Origin of the sequence: Amycolatopsis sp. NPDC058278 (assembly GCF_042881395.1) — a bacterium.
Lineage (GTDB): Bacteria > Actinomycetota > Actinomycetes > Mycobacteriales > Pseudonocardiaceae > Amycolatopsis.
This window is the reverse complement of the sequence record NZ_JBHVXZ010000022.1, coordinates 75,999-92,169: the sequence shown is the minus strand read 5'-3', so window position 1 is coordinate 92,169 and position 16,171 is coordinate 75,999. Positions and strand designations below refer to the sequence as shown.

The 16,171-nt window shown below is 69.3% G+C and carries 12 protein-coding genes; 7 read left to right on the top strand and 5 right to left on the bottom strand.

The genetic code is table 11. From position 1 onward, the window contains the following. The first annotated feature begins 45 nt into the window (after nucleotides 1-45). On the top strand, nucleotides 46-768 hold the full coding sequence (locus ACFVYA_RS14360; RefSeq protein ID WP_387045088.1) for a GntR family transcriptional regulator: 723 nt from the start codon (nucleotides 46-48) through the stop codon (nucleotides 766-768). A 237-nt stretch (nucleotides 769-1,005) separates the two neighbouring features. Here ACFVYA_RS14360 and ACFVYA_RS14355 read toward each other — a convergent pair whose 3' ends face one another. The 5 genes from ACFVYA_RS14355 to ACFVYA_RS14335 form a co-directional block, all read right to left on the bottom strand. Then, a complete protein-coding gene (locus tag ACFVYA_RS14355) occupies nucleotides 1,006-2,364 on the bottom strand; it encodes a ricin-type beta-trefoil lectin domain protein (protein WP_285986629.1) in 1,359 nt (452 codons plus the stop codon). Next, nucleotides 2,361-4,220, bottom strand: coding sequence for a ricin-type beta-trefoil lectin domain protein (locus ACFVYA_RS14350; protein ID WP_387045086.1), 1,860 nt, complete (start codon nucleotides 4,218-4,220; stop codon nucleotides 2,361-2,363). The genes ACFVYA_RS14355 and ACFVYA_RS14350 overlap by 4 nt, the downstream gene beginning before the upstream one ends. Beyond that, the gene (locus ACFVYA_RS14345; RefSeq protein ID WP_387045084.1) at nucleotides 4,217-5,278 is read right to left on the bottom strand and encodes an RICIN domain-containing protein; all 1,062 of its coding nucleotides are present in this window, start codon (nucleotides 5,276-5,278) and stop codon (nucleotides 4,217-4,219) included. Before ACFVYA_RS14345 ends, ACFVYA_RS14350 begins: the two co-directional genes overlap by 4 nt. A gap of 23 nt (nucleotides 5,279-5,301) precedes the next feature. Further along, nucleotides 5,302-6,513, bottom strand: coding sequence for a family 16 glycosylhydrolase (locus tag ACFVYA_RS14340; protein ID WP_387045082.1), 1,212 nt, complete (start codon nucleotides 6,511-6,513; stop codon nucleotides 5,302-5,304). 1,142 nt (nucleotides 6,514-7,655) lie between these two features. After that, nucleotides 7,656-8,891: an ROK family protein gene (locus ACFVYA_RS14335; protein WP_387045080.1), complete on the bottom strand. Its 1,236-nt coding sequence runs from the start codon at nucleotides 8,889-8,891 to the stop codon at nucleotides 7,656-7,658. A gap of 133 nt (nucleotides 8,892-9,024) precedes the next feature. Here ACFVYA_RS14335 and ACFVYA_RS14330 point away from each other — a divergent pair, with 133 nt between their 5' ends. The 6 genes from ACFVYA_RS14330 to ACFVYA_RS14305 all read left to right on the top strand — a co-directional run bounded on the left by ACFVYA_RS14330 (nucleotide 9,025) and on the right by ACFVYA_RS14305 (nucleotide 16,151). Then, the gene (locus ACFVYA_RS14330; RefSeq protein WP_387045078.1) at nucleotides 9,025-10,212 is read left to right on the top strand and encodes an ROK family protein; all 1,188 of its coding nucleotides are present in this window, start codon (nucleotides 9,025-9,027) and stop codon (nucleotides 10,210-10,212) included. Nucleotides 10,213-10,417: 205 nt separating this feature from the next. Further along, nucleotides 10,418-12,088 carry an ABC transporter substrate-binding protein gene (locus ACFVYA_RS14325; protein ID WP_387045076.1) on the top strand — a complete coding sequence of 557 codons (1,671 nt, stop codon included), beginning with the start codon at nucleotides 10,418-10,420 and terminating at the stop codon, nucleotides 12,086-12,088. A 17-nt stretch (nucleotides 12,089-12,105) separates the two neighbouring features. Beyond that, complete coding sequence (locus tag ACFVYA_RS14320; protein ID WP_387045075.1) at nucleotides 12,106-13,188, top strand: ABC transporter ATP-binding protein; 1,083 nt, start codon at nucleotides 12,106-12,108, stop codon at nucleotides 13,186-13,188. Beyond that, a complete protein-coding gene (locus ACFVYA_RS14315; protein ID WP_387045073.1) occupies nucleotides 13,185-14,165 on the top strand; it encodes an ABC transporter permease in 981 nt (326 codons plus the stop codon). The genes ACFVYA_RS14320 and ACFVYA_RS14315 overlap by 4 nt, the downstream gene beginning before the upstream one ends. A 1-nt stretch (nucleotide 14,166) precedes the next feature. After that, nucleotides 14,167-15,153, top strand: coding sequence for an ABC transporter permease (locus ACFVYA_RS14310; RefSeq protein WP_387045071.1), 987 nt, complete (start codon nucleotides 14,167-14,169; stop codon nucleotides 15,151-15,153). Next, a complete protein-coding gene (locus ACFVYA_RS14305; RefSeq protein ID WP_387045069.1) occupies nucleotides 15,150-16,151 on the top strand; it encodes an ABC transporter ATP-binding protein in 1,002 nt (333 codons plus the stop codon). The genes ACFVYA_RS14310 and ACFVYA_RS14305 overlap by 4 nt, the downstream gene beginning before the upstream one ends. Nucleotides 16,152-16,171: the final 20 nt, after the last annotated feature.

The window sequence follows — 16,171 nt, the reverse complement described above, 5'->3', positions numbered from 1 at the left end:
GAGTCCAGTTGGATCGTCCTCTGGGTGACGGGTACCCTCGGTGCCGTGGTCATCGAAGACGGCGTGGTCCCGGGCCTGGAGGCCGACCGCGGCCTGGTCACGCGCAAGAGCACCGCCGAGCGGGTCGCCGGCGTCCTCCGCAAGCGCATCGCCGAAGGGTTCTTCCTGCCCGGCGGCCGGCTGTCGGAGCAGGACATCGGCAACGCGTTGGGCGTCTCCCGCAACACGCTCCGCGAAGCGTTCCGGCTGCTCACGCACGAGCGGCTGCTCGCCCACGAGCTCAACCGCGGGGTCTTCGTCCGCATCCCGAGCATCGAGGACGTCGTCGACATCTACCGGGTGCGCAAGATCATCGAATGCGCCGCGGTCCGCGGGGTGCGGGCCAAGCCGGCGTCCTTCGCGCGGATCAAGGAGAAGGTCGACATCGGGGACGAGGCCGCGCGCACCGGCAACTGGAAGGACCTGGGCACCGCGAACGTCTGGTTCCACCAGGAGCTGGCCGCGCTGTCCGGCAGCGAGCGGGTGAACGAGCTGGTCGGCAGGCTGACCGCCGAGCTGCGGCTGGTGTTCCACATCATGGCCGAGCCGCGCCGCTTCCACGAGCGCTACCTGCCCCGCAACCACGAAATCCTGGACCGCATCGAGGCCGGCGACGGCCCGGGCGCGGAGCAGTTGCTGCTGAAGTACCTCGACGACGCCGAGGAGCAGCTGGTGGACGCGTACGCCGACCGCGCCGAGGCGGCCCGCGCGGCCAGCGCGGCGGAATAGCCGGAGCGACCCCGCTTTGGGGCGTTCGGGCAGGCTTGACGTCCGTACGGTCCGAGCACGAGCCGCACGCGACAGGCGGTCGATAGCCTCGGGGGCGGTTCCGCCGCCGGAGACCCCCAGCGGCCGGCGGGACCCCACGCTGCCGGGTCGCCGCTTCCCCAGGGCCGCGGCCCGGCAGCCCTACGGCCGTGAAGGCCGCCTCGCGGCGGCCTTCACGGACTCGTCGAGCGGCCGTGGTCAGCCGGCGTAGCGGGCGAAGATCCTCGTGAAGTCCCACGCCTGCTGGGAAACCCCGGAGCAGGTGTCGTTGTTCGGGTACCCGCCGGGGCACGGGCGGTCGCGGTTCGCCGACCAGAACGTCAACCGGGCCAGGTGGTGCGCGTTCGCGTAGCCCAGGATGGTGGTGAAGTCGGTGAGCGTGACCGTCTCGCTGTTGTCGGTGATGCCGTTCATCGACGAGATGCCCATGTGCCGGTAGGCCGTGTCGTCGTCGTAGCCGTACGCGCTCTTGACGACGTTCTTCAGGCCCTCGGCCGCCCGCTGCGTCAACGTGCCCATGTTCTGGCCCGCACCGCCGAAGTCGAAGGGCATGATGACCCAGCCGTCGACCGTGAGGCCGGCCTGTGCCGCCCGGTTGACCAGGCTGTTGTCCGGGCCGGACTGGTCCGTGCCGAAGGTGACGTACAGCTTGATGCCCGGGTTGTTCGCCCGGACCGTCTTGAGCGCGTCGACCGTGCGCTGCTGCACCGTCGGGTTGCTGTAGGCGTCGGCCTCGATGTCGATGTCGATCGCCTTGAGGCCGTAGGCGTTGATCACCTTCTGGTAGCCCGCCGCCAGCTCGCCCGCGCTGCCGCACGACGACTCCAGCTTGTTGCCGGAGTAGCCGCCGAACGACGGGATGACATCGCCGCCGCCCGCGCGGATGGTGTTGATCGTGGTCTGGTCGACGCCGCCGGTCAGCGCCCGCCCGCCGTCCCACTGCGGGTTGCAGTAGCCGTTGGACAGGACGAACGCCAGCGTGAACCACTTGACGCCGGTGGCGCTCATGATCGTCGCCGGGTTCGGCGGGTCGCCCCAGCCGTTGTAGAGGTAGGGCGCGACGGCCATCGCCCCCGGTCCGGGCGGCGGGGTGGTGCCGCCGGCCGGCAGCGTCCACTGCTGGTTGGCCGTGCTCGCGCACGTCCAGATCTGCAGCCGCGTGCCGTTGGCGCTGGAGTTGCCGGTGGCGTCGAGGCACTTCCCGGACCCGGTGCCGACCAGGTTCTTCGCCGCGTTGGCCGTCCACTTCTGGGCGGTGGATCCGTTGCAGTCCCAGAGCTGGATCGTCGTGCCGTTGGCCGTGCCGGCGCTCGTGACGTCGAGGCACTTGCCCAGCGCCTGCAGGGATCCGTCGCTGCCGACCGTCCACTGTTGAGCGTTGGTGCCGTTGCAGTCGTAGAGCTGGATGGCTGTTCCGTTGGTGGTGCTCGCGCCGGCGACGTCGACGCACTTGCCGCCGATGCCGGTGATCGGGCCGGTCGCCGCCTGCGCGACGCCTGGCGCGAGCACCATCGCCGATGCGGCGATCAGAGCGCCCAACACTGCTCGTTTCTTCATGCGGGTACGTTCCACTTCTGGTTGGCGGCGCCGGTGCAGGTCCAGATCTGCAGCCGGGTGCCGTTGGCGCTGGAGTTGCCGGTCGCGTCGACGCACTTGTTCGACCCCGCGCCGACGAGGTCGCGGGCCGCGGTGGCCGCCCATCTCTGGTTGGCCGTGCCGCCGCAGTCCCAGAGCTGGAGCTGGGCGCCGTCCGTTGTGGACTGCCCGGTGACGTCGAGACACTTGCCGAGCGCTTTCAGGGTTCCGTCGGTGCCGGCCGTCCACTGCTGGGCGCCGGAGCCGTTGCAGTCGTAGAGCTGGACCGCGGTGCCGTTGGCGCTGCCGGCACCCGCGACATCGATGCACTTGCCGCCGATGCCGGTGATCGGGCCGGTCTTGCCGGTGCCGCCGCCGTTGCCCTGGTTGCCGCTCCAGGTGAACGTCGCCGAAGTGCGGCCGGGCAGGGTGTAGGTGAACGACGAGTTGCCCCAGTTCACCCGCACGCTCTGGTTGCCGGTGCCGGAGTTGTACGCGATCAGCGCCTTCGAGCCGTCCGGGTTCTTCCAGGCGACGTTGCGCACCGCCGAGCTGTCGTTCGAGTCGATCCGGTAGGCGCCCGGCTTCACGAACTTCGTCAGGTGGCCCATGGTGTAGTACTCGACGGTGTAGTCGACCTGCCCGCTGCGTGAGTCTCCGTTGTGGACGGTGATCAAGCCGGTACAGGTGCCGCAGCCGCCGTTGTGCGGGCCCATGTTCTGGTCGACGCCGAGGCTCCACTTGACGAAGCTCTTCGACCAGTTCCGGGTGTAATCCACGATGTTGTTCATGTCCTCGGCCTGCTGGTTCGAGATCCAGGTGCCGCCGGAGTGCTCGGTCGAGTAGGCGTTGACGTTCGGGTACTGGTTGTGGACGGTCGTCTGCTGGGCGATGTCGCCGCCGTAGCCGTGCCAGGCCACGCCGCCGAAGTTCGGGTGGTTGCGGATCGCCGAGTCGTCCAGCGTCGGTGCGCCGTAGGACGCGTAGGTGTCCCAGTTCCAGTCGAGCGCGAGGACCTTCGTGGACAGACCGGCACCCTGCAGTGCGGGCAGCAGGTTGTTCTTCGCGAAGTACGCCAGGCCGGCGCCGTTCCAGTTGGTCGACGGGTAGCTCGCGCAGCACGTCGGCTCGTTCTGCATCGAGACGTAGTCGATCGGCACGCCCGCGGCCTGGTAGGCCTGGAGGTACTTGACGAAGTACTGGGCGTAGGCGGGGTAGTACTGCGATTCGACCCAGCCGAGCAGGTAGCTGTCGTTGTCCTTCATCCACGGCGGCGCGCTCCACGGCGACGCCATGATCTTGGCCTGCGGGTTGAGCTGCTTGGCCTGCTTGGTCAGCGGCAGGACGTCGGCTTGGTCGTGCGCGATCGAGAAGTGCGTCAGGTTCGGGTCGGTCTGGCCGGCCGGCACGTCGTCGAAGGTGTAGCTGTAACGGGCCAGGTCGGAGGCGCCGAGCGGGTTGCGGATGAAGCTCAGCCCGATGCCGGTGTTCGGGTCGAAGAGCTTGCGCATGGTGTCGTCGCGGGTGGCCTGGGACAGCGCCCCGCTGGAGTTCATCAGCCACGCGGCGGTGTCCGTAAAGGACGCTCCGCCACCCTCGAACTGCTGGTAGGTGGTGTTTTCATTGACGTTGATGGTGACGCCGCCACCGCCGGTTCCGGCGGCGAACGTGACCGGCGTCTGCTGCTGGAGACCGCGGGTGACCGTCCGGCCGCCGGCATCGCTGGTCGTGGTGAGCCAGACGTTGACCGTTTCGCCCGCGGCCTGCGCGGGCCCGGCGAAGGTGGCCGCGGCGATCGCGGCCACCCCGATCAACGCCGGGAGAGAGCGTTTTCTCATGGGAGCGTCCACTTCTGGTTCGTGCCGGTCCCGCAGGTCCAGATCTGGAGCCGGGTCCCGTTGGCACTCGAATTGCCGGTGGCGTCGAGGCACTTGCCGGAGCCGGCGTTCACGAGGTTCTGCGAGCCGTTGGCCGACCACTTCTGGGCGCCCGATCCGTTGCAGTCCCAGAGTTGCGTCGGCGTGCCGTTGGCCGTGCCGGCGCTCGTGACGTCGAGGCACTTGCCGAGCGCTCGGACGGATCCGTCCGAATTGACCGTCCACTGTTGAGCCGCGGTGCTGTTGCAGTCGTAGAGCTGGACGGCGGTGCCGTTGGCGTTGCTCGCGCCGGCGACGTCGACGCACTTGCCGCCGATGCCGGTGATCGCGTTTTGCGTGGGCGGCGTCGTGGTGCCACCGGCGAACTGCGTGGCGACCTGCTCGCCGAGGCTGACGGCGTTGGCGTGGTTCTCGATCGGGTTGACGTGCGTGTTGGGGAACACGATGTACGTCACCGGGCCTTCGGTGCCGCCGTTCTTCGGGTCGGGGTTGATGCCGAGGCTGACCGCGGTGGCGTAGGAGGCCTCACCGATGATGCTCGTCGGGCCGGTGTCGCCGACCACGGCGTAGCTCACCTGGTTGTTGTAGATCACCGCCACGACCGAACCGCCGTCGATGCCGTAGTTCCGGTAGTCCCAGGTGGACGTCGGTTGTGGAAGGACGATGTACGGCAGCTGCGCCGCGTTGAGCGGCTGGTCGGCCGAGGTGTGGAACGCGGTGTCGGGGTAGAAGCAGCAGTCGGTGTTCTCGTTGCACTGCGTGGTGCGGACGCCGTCGCAGTCGACGTCCATGTCGGCCTTGAAGAACACCGCGCCGTTCGCCTGGCAGACGGGCACGGTGGCCGCGCCGCCTTCGTCGTAGGAATACTTCCCGTTCGAAATCTGCTGGCAGGACTGGGTTTTGGCGAGCAGCTGGCTCGCGGACGGGCCCGCTTCGACCGCCGCCTGAGCGGCGCTGCCTATCAGGAAGGAAAGCGCTAACAGGGCACACCCCATTAGCGCGACGAGGATTCGCCGCACTGGGTTTCTCCTTATGGGGAAGGTCAGGGAGTGGTCCACTTCTGGTTCGCGCCGCCGCCGCAGGTCCAGATCTGCAGCCGGGTGCCGTTCGCGCTGGAATTTCCGGTCGCGTCGAGGCACTTGTTGGCGTTGGGGTTCACGATGTCCTTCGCTCCGGTCGCGACCCACTGCTGGGCGCCGGTTCCGTTGCAGTCGTAGAGCTGCACCGGTGTCCCGTCCGCGGTGCCGGCGCCGGAGACGTCCATGCACTTGCCGAGGGCGCGGATCGTGCCGTCGGTGCCGACGGTCCAGTTCTGCGCGGCGTTGCCGTTGCAGTCGGTGATCTGGATCGGCGTGCCGTTGGCGGAGTTCGCCCCGGCGACGTCGACGCACTTGCCGCCGATGCCGGTGATCGTGCCGGTCCGGCCGCCGCCGCTGCCGGAGGCGTTGGTGACGTGCACGTAGTCGACGATCAGCTGCTGCGGGAACTGCGTGCTGCTGTTGGGATCGCCGGGCCAGTACCCGCCGACGGCGAGGTTGAGGATGATGAAGAAGTTGTGGTCGTACACCCAGCGGTTGCCGTTCAGGTCCGACGGCGTGCGCGTCTGGTAGAGGTTGCCGTCGACGTACCACTTGATCTGGTTGGGTGCCCAGTCGATGGCGTAGGTGTGGAAGTCGTCGGAGAAGTTCGGGCCGTTGTAGGCGGCGCCGATGCCACCGGAGCCGGAGTAGCCGGGGCCGTGGATGGTGCCGTGCACGGTGTTCGGCTCGAACCCGACGTTTTCCATGATGTCGATTTCGCCGTCGGTGGGCCAGTTCCCGCCGCCGAGCATCCAGAACGCCGGCCACATGCCTTGCCCGCGCGGGAGTTTCATGCGGGTCTCGAAGTGGCCGTAGGCCTGGCTGAACTTGCCGGCGGTGTTGAGCCGCGCGGAGGTGTATTCGCAGCGGCCGTACCAGCAGTTGTAGTTGCCGGGGTTTTCCCGCTTGGCGGTGATGACGAGGTGGCCCTGGCCGTCGAGCTGGGCGTTGTTGGTGCCGGAGGTGTAGTACTGCCGCTCGTGGTTGTTGACGTTGTCGCCGGTTTCGAGCTGCCACTTCGACCCGTCGACGCCGGCGCCGGCGGAGCCGTTGAAGTCATCGGTGAAGGTGGCCGCTGCTTCTGCCGGGGCCATCGTGAGGGCTTGCTGCCCGAGGAAGAGCAGCGAGCAGGCGGCGAGGAGTGCCGCCCAGCGGTTTTTTGCGGAGGTGGACATCGTTGTCGCCTCTCTCACCGTGGGGGACCGGCGATCCGCGCGCAGCACGGAACGCGGGGAGGGGGAGGTGGCCGCGCCTGCCGGGGCGGCGGCAGGTGTGACCGTGCGTGCCCGCGGCCCTCGGGCCGGGGCGGAGGTATCGGCCAGGCTTTGTTGTGCCTGGCAACAAAGTATGCATGGTCCAGACAAGCCGGGCAACCGTCGGCCGGTCATTTTTTTTCAACCCGAATTAAGGGGGTGTTGGTGGGGGATGCGGTGGTGAGGTGGGGTCCCGGTGAGCGGGGCACGGGGTTCGGTGATTCTCTGGGCTTCGCGGCTTCGCGGCTTCGCGGCTTCGCGGCTTCCGGGGCTGCGGCCGCCCGAGCTGTGGCGCTGGCTTCGGCTGCTAGGGCACCCGGGCTGCCCAGCTGCCTAGGCCACCCGAGCTGTGCCGGTGGCTTCGGCTCCAGGGCTGCCCGGCTGCCCCGTCGGCCCGGCTGCGCCGTCGGCCAGGCTGCCTCGGCGGGCCCAGCTGCCTCGACTAGCCCGGCTGGTCCGGCAGCCTTGCCGCCCGGCTTCCCCAGCTGCTCGGCAGCCTCGCCGCCCGGCTGTTCCGGGGCCCGGTGCCCTGCTGCTTGGGCGGCCATGGAGCACCCCGTCCGGTTGTCCACAATCCGGCTGGGCTGTGGACAACCTGCCGCCAAGGCGCGAATTCGGCGAGTTTTGTCAGGCGCCCTCGATACGCTGGAGCGGGGAGGTTCCCCCAGGGAGGGTGGGCCGTGCTGGGTGGGCCGTGCTGGGTGGGCCGTGCTGGGTGGGCCGTGCTGGGTGGGCCGTGCTGGGTGGGCCGTGCTGGGTGGGCCGTGCCGGGCGAGGCCCCGGGGAGGGGCGAGCGTGCCGGGCGAACCGCTGGCGTACTGGGCAACCCGGGGCATCCGCGGACCGAGGGAAACGTGACCGAAGGAAAGCCGCCCTACCTCAACGCTCGCTCGCTGTCACGCCCGGGGATGCTGCTCGCCGCCACCGCACGCGGGGATGCTGCTCGCTGCCACCGCACGCGGGTGCACGTCCGCACGCTTCACCTCGTACCCGGCAACGTGCACTTCCCCAGCCCGGCTCCCGGAGCAACCTTCCGCTAAGCCCGATCCAAAGCCCTCCGCCACTCAAGCCGCGTCGGAGTCCGGGGCTGCCGGCTTGGCGAGCCTCGACGTTGCGCCCTGCTCCAGCAAGTCCGCCACCGGGAGCGTTGCCGCTCCCGTGGCCACCGCGTCCAGGCCCAGCGATCCCAGCTGGATCGATGTCTGGCTGAACGGGTGCCGCAGGGCGTGGGCGCCCGCCGCCTCGCGGATGGCCGGCAGGAGCTGCTCTCCCAGGGCCAAGCCCGCCCAGCCGCCGATCACGATGCGCTCCGGGTTGAACAAGTTGATCAAGTTCGCGATGCCCGCGCCGAGGTAGCCCGCCGTTTCGTCGAGCACCCGGGCCGCCGTCTTGGACTTGTCCGCCGAGGACAGCAACGCCGAAAACTGTGCCTGCTCGTCCTCGCCCGTGATCTCCTTGCCGCGCGCCCGGCGGTACCGGGCCAGCACCGCTCCCGCGCCGATGTACGCCTCCAGGCACCCGCGCGAGCCGCAGCGGCACTCCTGACCGCCGTACGCGATCGTCGTGTGGCCCCACTCGCCCGCGCTGCTCGTCGAGCCGCGGTACGTCGTTCCGTCCGTCACCACCGCCGCGCCCACGCCCGAGCCGATCAGCGCGATCACCGCGTGGCGGGCTCCGCGGCCCGCGCCGAACCACATCTCCGCCTGGCCCTGCGTCTTCGCGCCGTTGTCGACGAACAGCGGCAACCCGACGCCCGCCGCCTGCAGCATGGCCTCGAACGGCACCGCGTCCCAGCCGACCGTCGGTGCGTGCACCAGCACCTGGGCGCCCTGCTCGACCGTCCCCGGCACGCCGATGCCGACCCCCAGCACGCCCGATTCGTCGATGCCCGCGCTCGCGAACACCTCCCGGAGCCCGGACGTCACCTGCTCGACCGCCGTCGCCGCGTCGGGGGCCTTCGGGAGCGGGTGCTCGACCGTCGCCAGGCGGTTCATCGCCAGGTCGAACAGCTCGACCTTGACACCCGTTTCACCGATGTCGACGCCTGCGACGTGCCCGTACGCCGGGTCGACGCGCAGCAGCACCCGGGGCCGGCCGCCGTCCGACTCGACCTGGCCGGCTTCGGTGATCAGGCGTTCTTCGCCCAGTTCGGCGGTCACGTTGCTCACCGTGGCGGCACTCAATCCGGTGAGCTGGCTGAGTTCGTGCCTCGACAGCGGGCCGTCGAAGTACAGTTTCGACAGCAGCAGGGATCGGTTGTGCCGCCGCAGATCGCGGACGGTGGTGCGCTTGCTCGCCATGGGCAACCCATCTGAACTTCTTACCGGCTCACTGACAGGATGCCTGATCGCCGTAAGTTGTGGCTATGTATTAAGTGGTGAACTAAGTCCCGAACCCATGGTGGCGGGGCCGCGGTCTGGCAGAATCCTCCCGGTGACCCAGGTGGTGCGCCAGACGACCCGTGACCTCAGGCGGCACAACCGCGCGGCGCTGCTCTCCTCGCTCTACCTCCGCGGTCCCGTCAGCAGACTGGAACTGGTAGCTGAATCGGGACTATCGGCCGCCACCGTTACCAACGTCGTCTCCGAGCTCATCGCGGACGGCGTCGTGGCCGAGGCCGGATCGGTCGAATCGGACGGCGGGCGGCCGCGGACGCTGCTGGCCGTCCGGCCCGAATTCGGGCAGGTCGTGGGCGTGGACGTCAGCGAGACGCACGTCGAGGTCGGCCTGTTCGACTGCGCCCTCGGCACCCTCGGCACGGTGCGCCACCCGCTGGTCGGCACCCGCCTCGACCCGGACGAAGTGGCCGGACTGGTGCGCACGGGCATCGCCGAAGTGCTCGAAGGGGGCGATCCGGACGCGGTGTTCGGCGTCGGCATCGGCGTACCGGGCGCGGTCCGCGACGGCGGGATCGTGCACGCGCCGACCCTCGGCTGGAGCGGGGTGAACTTCGCCGACCTGATCCATCCGCACATCCAAGCGCCCCTCCACCTCGACAACCGCGCGCGCACCCTGGGACAGGCCGAGACCTGGCGGGGTGCCGGCCGGGGCGCCGAACGCGCCATCGTCGCCCTCCTCGGTGTCGGCGTCGGGGCGGCCGTCGCGACGGCCGGGCGCTCGCACCCCGGCATCACCACGAGCGAGTGGGGCCACACCGTCGTCAAGGCGGCCGGGGCCGCCTGCCGGTGCGGCTCGCACGGCTGCCTGGAGGCCTACGTCGGCATCGAGGCGGTCGTCCGCCGCTACGCCGCCCTCGTCGGCGAGGAACCGGTCATCGGGGACGAAAGCGACGTCGAACTGGCGGGGATCGTGGCCGAAGCCCAGCGTGGTGGGCCGGCCGCCGACGTGCTCGCCGAGACCGGTGAGTACCTGGGCATCGGCATCGCGAACCTGATCAACCTGCTCAGCCCCGATCGGGTGGTGCTTTCCGGCTCGGCCGGGGCGATCATGGGACCGGCGATCCTGCCCGCGGTGCGCGACGCCGTGGGCCGGCACGCGCTCGGCTACCTGGCCGAGCGCACCGAGGTCGTCCTCGGCCGGCTCGGGCCCGAGGCGGTCGCGCTCGGCGCGGCCACGCTGCCGGTCGCCGAACTGCTGGCCAACGGCGGACGCATCAGCTGAAAGCCTTGCGTCGCAACGAGTAGTTCGATCAACAGGTCCAGACCGCCAGTTCTTTCAGTACTTAAACTTAGGTACAAAACGTTACCGCCGTGTTATTGACGTGACCCGAGTCACCCGGGTTGACTTCGGGGCGTCGTTCGGTCGCCGGCGGTCGGGGCTCGCTACCAGTCGACAAAGAGCTATTCGTCGATGACTAGGAGGACCGATGCGAGTCAAGCGCTCCATCGTCGCAGCGCTGGTGGCCATGACGGCCTTGAGCGGTCTCACCGCGTGCAGCGGTGGCAGCTCGAACGCCGCCCAGAGCAACCCCGACGCCGTGCTCAACGTCGGCAAGCCGGACGGCCCGCAGGCGGAGAACAACAACCCGTTCCTGGAGACGTCCGCCCTGTCGAACATGGGCTACCGGTGGATGATCTACGAGCCCCTGGTCATGTTCAACCGCGTCAAGCCGCAGGAGCCGGCGAAGCCGTGGCTGGCCACGAAGTGGGACTGGTCGGACAACTACAAGAAGCTGGTCCTGACCGTCCGTGACGGCGTGAAGTTCTCCGACGGCCAGCCGATGACCGGCGAGGACGTCGCCTACACCTTCCAGCTGCTGCGCGACAACAAGGCGCTGAACGTCGACGCCGTGCCGTACAAGGACATCACCGCGGCCGGCAACCAGGTCACCCTGGGCTTCGACGGCTCGCAGTTCGTCAACCAGGTCAAGATCCTGCAGACCCTGGTCGTGCCGAAGCACGTCTGGCAGGGCGTCAAGGACCCCGCGCTCGACCTCGTGAAGAACCCGATCGGCACCGGCCCGTACACGCTGAAGTCGGCCACCCCGCAGACGATGATCGTCACGCGGCGCGACAGCGGCTACTGGCAGGAAGCGCCGAAGGTCAAGGAGATCCGCTACACCTCCTACACGGACAACAACGCGCAGGTCAGCGCGCTGGTCAACGGGGCGGCCGAGTGGAGCTTCGTGTTCATCCCGAACTACAAGGCCGTCTACACCAACAAGGACCCGCAGCACTACAAGCTGTGGTTCCCCGCGCAGCTGGCCGTCCACGGCCTGTGGTTCAACACCGAAAAGGCGCCGTGGAACGACCCGAAGCTGCGCCAGGCCATCAACAAGGTGATCAACCGCGACGACGTCTTCAACCAAGGTGAGGCCGGCTACTTCTACCCGAAGAACGACCAGGTCACCGGCATCCCGACGCCGGCGGGCGACCCGTTCATCGCGCCGCAGTACCAGGGCCAGAGCGTCAAGGTCGACGTCCCGGGCGCGAAGTCGCTGCTGACGGGCGCGGGTTACAAGTTCACCGGCGACAAGCTGGCCGACCCGGGCGGCAAGCCGGTCACCATCAAGCTCACCGTCCCGTCGGGCTGGTCGGACTACATCACCGACCTGGAGATCATCAAGGACAACCTGGCGCAGATCGGCATCACCGCCACGGTCGACAAGATGAACCAGGACGCCTGGATGAAGTCGGTCGACACCGGTGACTTCGAGGGCCTGATGCACTGGACCAACGACGGGCAGACGCCGTACGACATGTACCGCGACGTCATGGACGGCAGCCGCTACAAGCCGACCGGCCAGGGCGGCATCAACGGCAACTACGGCCGCTACAAGAACGACGAGGCGACCAAGGCGCTCGAGACCTACGCCAACGCCGAGGACGACGCCGCTCGCACCGCGGCCATGGCGACGCTGCAGAAGATCATGATCGAGCAGCAGCCGATGATCCCCACGTCGGCGGCCAACTCCGGCGGCGAGTACAGCACGAAGAACTGGGTCGGCTGGCCGGACGACGCCAACCCGTACGCGCCGGCCCAGCCGACCCTGCGCAACGCGCTCGACATCGTCCTGCACCTCAAGCCCGCGGCCTGACGATGGCGGACTCAGCTGTGACGACCGAGCAGTCCCCCTCCGACCCCGTCGCCGTCGGGTCGGAGGGGGACCTCCCCGTGGTCCTCGAGGCCGAGGGCCTCACCAAGCACTTCTTTATCAGACGCAGCCCGGTCCGCCGCAAAGGCCGGGCCGCGCTGGCCGGGCCGCGCCGTGCCATCCAGGCCGTCGACGACGTGACCTTGACGCTCCGGCGGGGCCGCGTCACCGCGCTGGTCGGCGAGTCCGGCTCGGGCAAGTCGACGGTCGCGCGCCTGCTCGCGGGCCTCTACCCGCGCACCGGCGGTGACATCCGGCTGCACGGCGAGACGGTGAACGTCAAGCACGGCAAGGCGTTCCGCGCCTACGCCCGCCGGGTGCAGATGATCTTCCAGGACCCGTTCGCGTCGCTGAACCCGGTGCACACCGTGCGCTACCACCTGACGCGGGCGTTGAAGATCCACGGCCGGGCGGGCGACGACCTCGAAAAGTCGCTGCACGAGCTGCTCGCCCGCGTCCAGATGACCCCGCCCGAGCGGTACATCGACAAGTTCCCGCACGAGCTGTCCGGCGGCCAGCGCCAGCGCGTCGCGATCGCGCGGGCGCTCGGCGCCGACCCGGAGGCGCTGCTGGCCGACGAGCCGGTGTCCATGTTGGACGTCTCGATCCGGCTCGGTGTGCTGAACCTGCTGCGCGACCTCAAGGAACGCCTGCACCTGGCGATCCTGTACATCACGCACGACATCGCGTCAGCGCGCTACTTCGCCGACGACACGATGGTGATGTACGCGGGCCGCATGGTCGAAGGCGGTGACAGCGAAACCATCACGCAGCGGCCGGCGCACCCGTACACCCGGCTGCTCATCGAATCCGCTCCCGACCCGGACCGGATCGCGGGCGGCGGCGGGCCGGGGGAGACGCCGGCCGAACGCGGGTCCGGCGAACCGCCGAGCCTGATCGACCCGCCGCCGGGCTGCCGGTTCCACCCGCGTTGCCCGGTCGCGATGGAACGGTGCAAGACGGACCTGCCGCCGCGGTTCGACGTCGGCGACGCGCCCGGTCACTGGGCCGCGTGCTGGCTCTACGACGGGGCCGCCCGATGAGGTACCTGCTGCAGCGGCTGGCCTTCTACCTCTTCACCGCGTGGGCCGCCGTCACCATCAACTTCTTCATCCCGCGGATGATCCCGGGCGACCCGGTGCAGTCGCTGATCGCGAAGAGCCAGGGCATGATCAGCGCGGAAGCGATGCAGTCGCTGTACGTCCTGTTCGGACTCGACAAGAACGAAAGCCTGATCTCCCAGTACTTCGACTACTGGGGCCAGCTCTTCCGCGGCGACCTCGGGATCTCGTTCACGTTCTTCCCGACGCCGGTGTCCGACCTGCTCACCGACAGCCTGCCGTGGACGATCATCCTGGTCGGCATCACCACGGTCGTCGGGTTCGCGATCGGTACCGGGCTCGGCGTGGTCGCCGGCTGGAAGCGCGGCTCGTGGGTCGACGGCCTGCTGCCGGTGACGACGTTCCTCTCGTCGATCCCGTACTTCTGGCTCGGCCTGATCGCGCTGACGCTGCTGGCCGGCCCGGGCAGCTTCTTCCCGTCGTCCGGCGGCTACGACCCGGGCACCGTCCCGGGCTGGGACGCCGGGTTCATCGGCAGCGCGATCCAGCACAGCCTGCTGCCCGCGCTCACCATCCTGATCAGCTCGATGGGCAGCTGGATCCTGGGCATGCGCAACATGATGGTCACCGTCGCGTCGGAGGACTACGTGACCGTCGCGCACGCCAAGGGCCTGCCGGAACGCCGGGTGATGGTCGGGTACGCGGCGCGGAACGCGTTGCTGCCGAGCGTGTCCGGCTTCGCGCTGGCGCTGGGTTTCATCGTCGGCGGCACGCTGCTGGTGGAGATCGTCTTCTCCTACCCCGGCGTCGGCTACCAGCTGTTCCAGGCCGTCGGCTCGCAGGACTACCCGCTGATGCAGGGCATCTTCCTGATCATCACGCTGTCGGTGCTGGTGGCGAACCTGTTCGCCGACGTCGCCTACCTGGCGCTCGACCCGCGCACCCGGAAGGAGGGCTGACATGGCCGTACCCGCGGCGGACGTCAAGGCCGCCCAGGCCCTCCCGCTCGAAGCGGTGGCCGCGCGCCGGCGCCGCTTCCGGTTCCTCACCGGCGGCAAGACGGCCACCGGCCTCGCCGTCATCGTCTTCTTCCTGGTGATCGCGGTCATCGGCGACTGGATCGCGCCGTACGACCCGTCGGCCCGCAGCAGTGACCTGCTGGAATCGCCGTCGGGCCGGCACTGGTTCGGCACCACCCACCTCGGCCAGGACATCTTCAGCCAGGTGGTGGTCGGCACGCGCAGCGTCATGCTGGTCGGGCTGGCCGCCGGGATCGTGGCGACGATCCTCGCGGTGATCGTCGGCGTGACGTCCGGCTACCTCGGCGGGACGCCCGGCGAGGGGCTGTCCGCACTGTCCAATGTGTTCCTGGTGATCCCCGCGTTGCCGCTGATCATCATCATCGGCAGTGCGGTGCCCACCGGCGGGGACATCCTCGTGGCGGTGATCATCGGGTTCACGTCGTGGGCGTGGGGTGCGCGAGTCCTCAGAGCACAGACGCTTTCGCTGCGGGGACGCGAATACGTCGAAGCCGCCCGGGCGACCGGCGAATCGACGTGGCGGATCATCTTCTTCGAGATCCTGCCGAACCTGTCGGCGGTGATCGCGTCCAGCTTCGTCGGCACGGTGATCTTCGCCGTCATGTCGGAGATCACGCTCGCCTTCGTCGGCGTCTCGGGACTGTCCAACTGGAACTGGGGCACGATCCTGTTCTGGGCGCAGAGCCAGCAAGCGCTGGCCCAGGGCGCGTGGTGGTGGTTCGTGCCGGCCGGGCTGGCGATCGCCATCCTCGGCACGGCGTTGTCCCTGCTCAACTTCGGCATCGACGAGTTCGTCAGCCCGCGGCTGCGCGGCAGCGGCAAGGCGCGCGTCAAGGGCGCCGACGGGCGGACGCATCGGATGCGCGTGGGCTTCACGCCCGTGCTCGGGCGGGAGGAAAAGCCATGATGGACCCGGTGCTGGAGATCAAGGGCCTGGACGTCGACTACGGCGTCGGCGCCGAGGCCGCGCGCGCGGTCCGGGACGTGCACCTGACGCTGCACCGCGGCGAAGTCCTCGGCCTGGCCGGGGAAAGTGGCAGCGGCAAGTCCACTTTGGCCTACGGGCTGACGCGGCTGCTGGCGCCACCGGGCGTGATCCGCGGCGGCGAGGTGATCTACCACCCCGCTGACGGCGAGCCCTACGATGTCCTGAAGCTGACGGACAAGCAGCTGCGGGACTTCCGCTGGGCGGAGACGTCGATCGTGTTCCAGGGCGCGATGAACTCGCTGAGCCCGGTGCACAAGGTGGTCACCCAGCTGGTCGACGTCATCAAGGCGCACGAGCCGCGGTCGACGAAAGCGGGCCGGATCGCCCGCGCGAGAGACCTGCTCAAGCTCGTCGGCATCTCGGCCGACCGGCTCGAGGCGTACCCGCACCAGCTGTCCGGCGGGATGCGGCAGCGCGTGATGATCGCCATGGCGCTCGCGCTGGAGCCGCGGGTCGTCATCATGGACGAGCCGACCACCGCGCTCGACGTCGTGATGCAGCGGCAGATCCTCGGCCAGCTCGTGGAACTGCGCGAGCGGCTGGGCTTCTCGGTCCTGTTCATCACGCACGACCTTTCGCTGCTGGTGGAGTTCTCGGACCGGATCGCGATCATGTACGGCGGCCGGATCGTCGAGCAGGCGCCGGCGGCGGACCTCTACCGGGACGCGCTGCACCCGTACAGCCACGGCCTGCTGAACTCGTTCCCCGCGCTGCGGGGGCCGCGGCGCGAGCTGGCCGGGATCCCCGGATCGCCGCCCGACACGCGCGGGATGCCGTCCGGCTGCGCGTTCCACCCGCGGTGCCCCAAGGCTTTCGAGCCCTGCCCCGACCGCGTGCCGCTGCTCGGCACGCCCGGTGACCCGGCGCGCGAAGTGGCGTGCTGGCTGCACCCCGTGGGGACCGGTACCGCTCCCTGACCGCCGTCCACCCTGTCCGG

Bases quoted from the DNA above. Each gene is read 5' to 3' on its own strand.
- ACFVYA_RS14355 (WP_285986629.1), bottom strand. From the start codon at position 2,364: ATGAAGAAACGAGCAGTGTTGGGCGCTCTGATCGCCGCATCGGCGATG.
- ACFVYA_RS14350 (WP_387045086.1), bottom strand. From the start codon at position 4,220: ATGAGAAAACGCTCTCTCCCGGCGTTGATCGGGGTGGCCGCGATCGCC.
- ACFVYA_RS14340 (WP_387045082.1), bottom strand. From the start codon at position 6,513: ATGTCCACCTCCGCAAAAAACCGCTGGGCGGCACTCCTCGCCGCCTGC.
- ACFVYA_RS14335 (WP_387045080.1), bottom strand. From the start codon at position 8,891: ATGGCGAGCAAGCGCACCACCGTCCGCGATCTGCGGCGGCACAACCGA.
- ACFVYA_RS14325 (WP_387045076.1), top strand. From the start codon at position 10,418: ATGCGAGTCAAGCGCTCCATCGTCGCAGCGCTGGTGGCCATGACGGCC.
- ACFVYA_RS14315 (WP_387045073.1), top strand. From the start codon at position 13,185: ATGAGGTACCTGCTGCAGCGGCTGGCCTTCTACCTCTTCACCGCGTGG.
- ACFVYA_RS14310 (WP_387045071.1), top strand. From the start codon at position 14,167: ATGGCCGTACCCGCGGCGGACGTCAAGGCCGCCCAGGCCCTCCCGCTC.
- ACFVYA_RS14305 (WP_387045069.1), top strand. From the start codon at position 15,150: ATGATGGACCCGGTGCTGGAGATCAAGGGCCTGGACGTCGACTACGGC.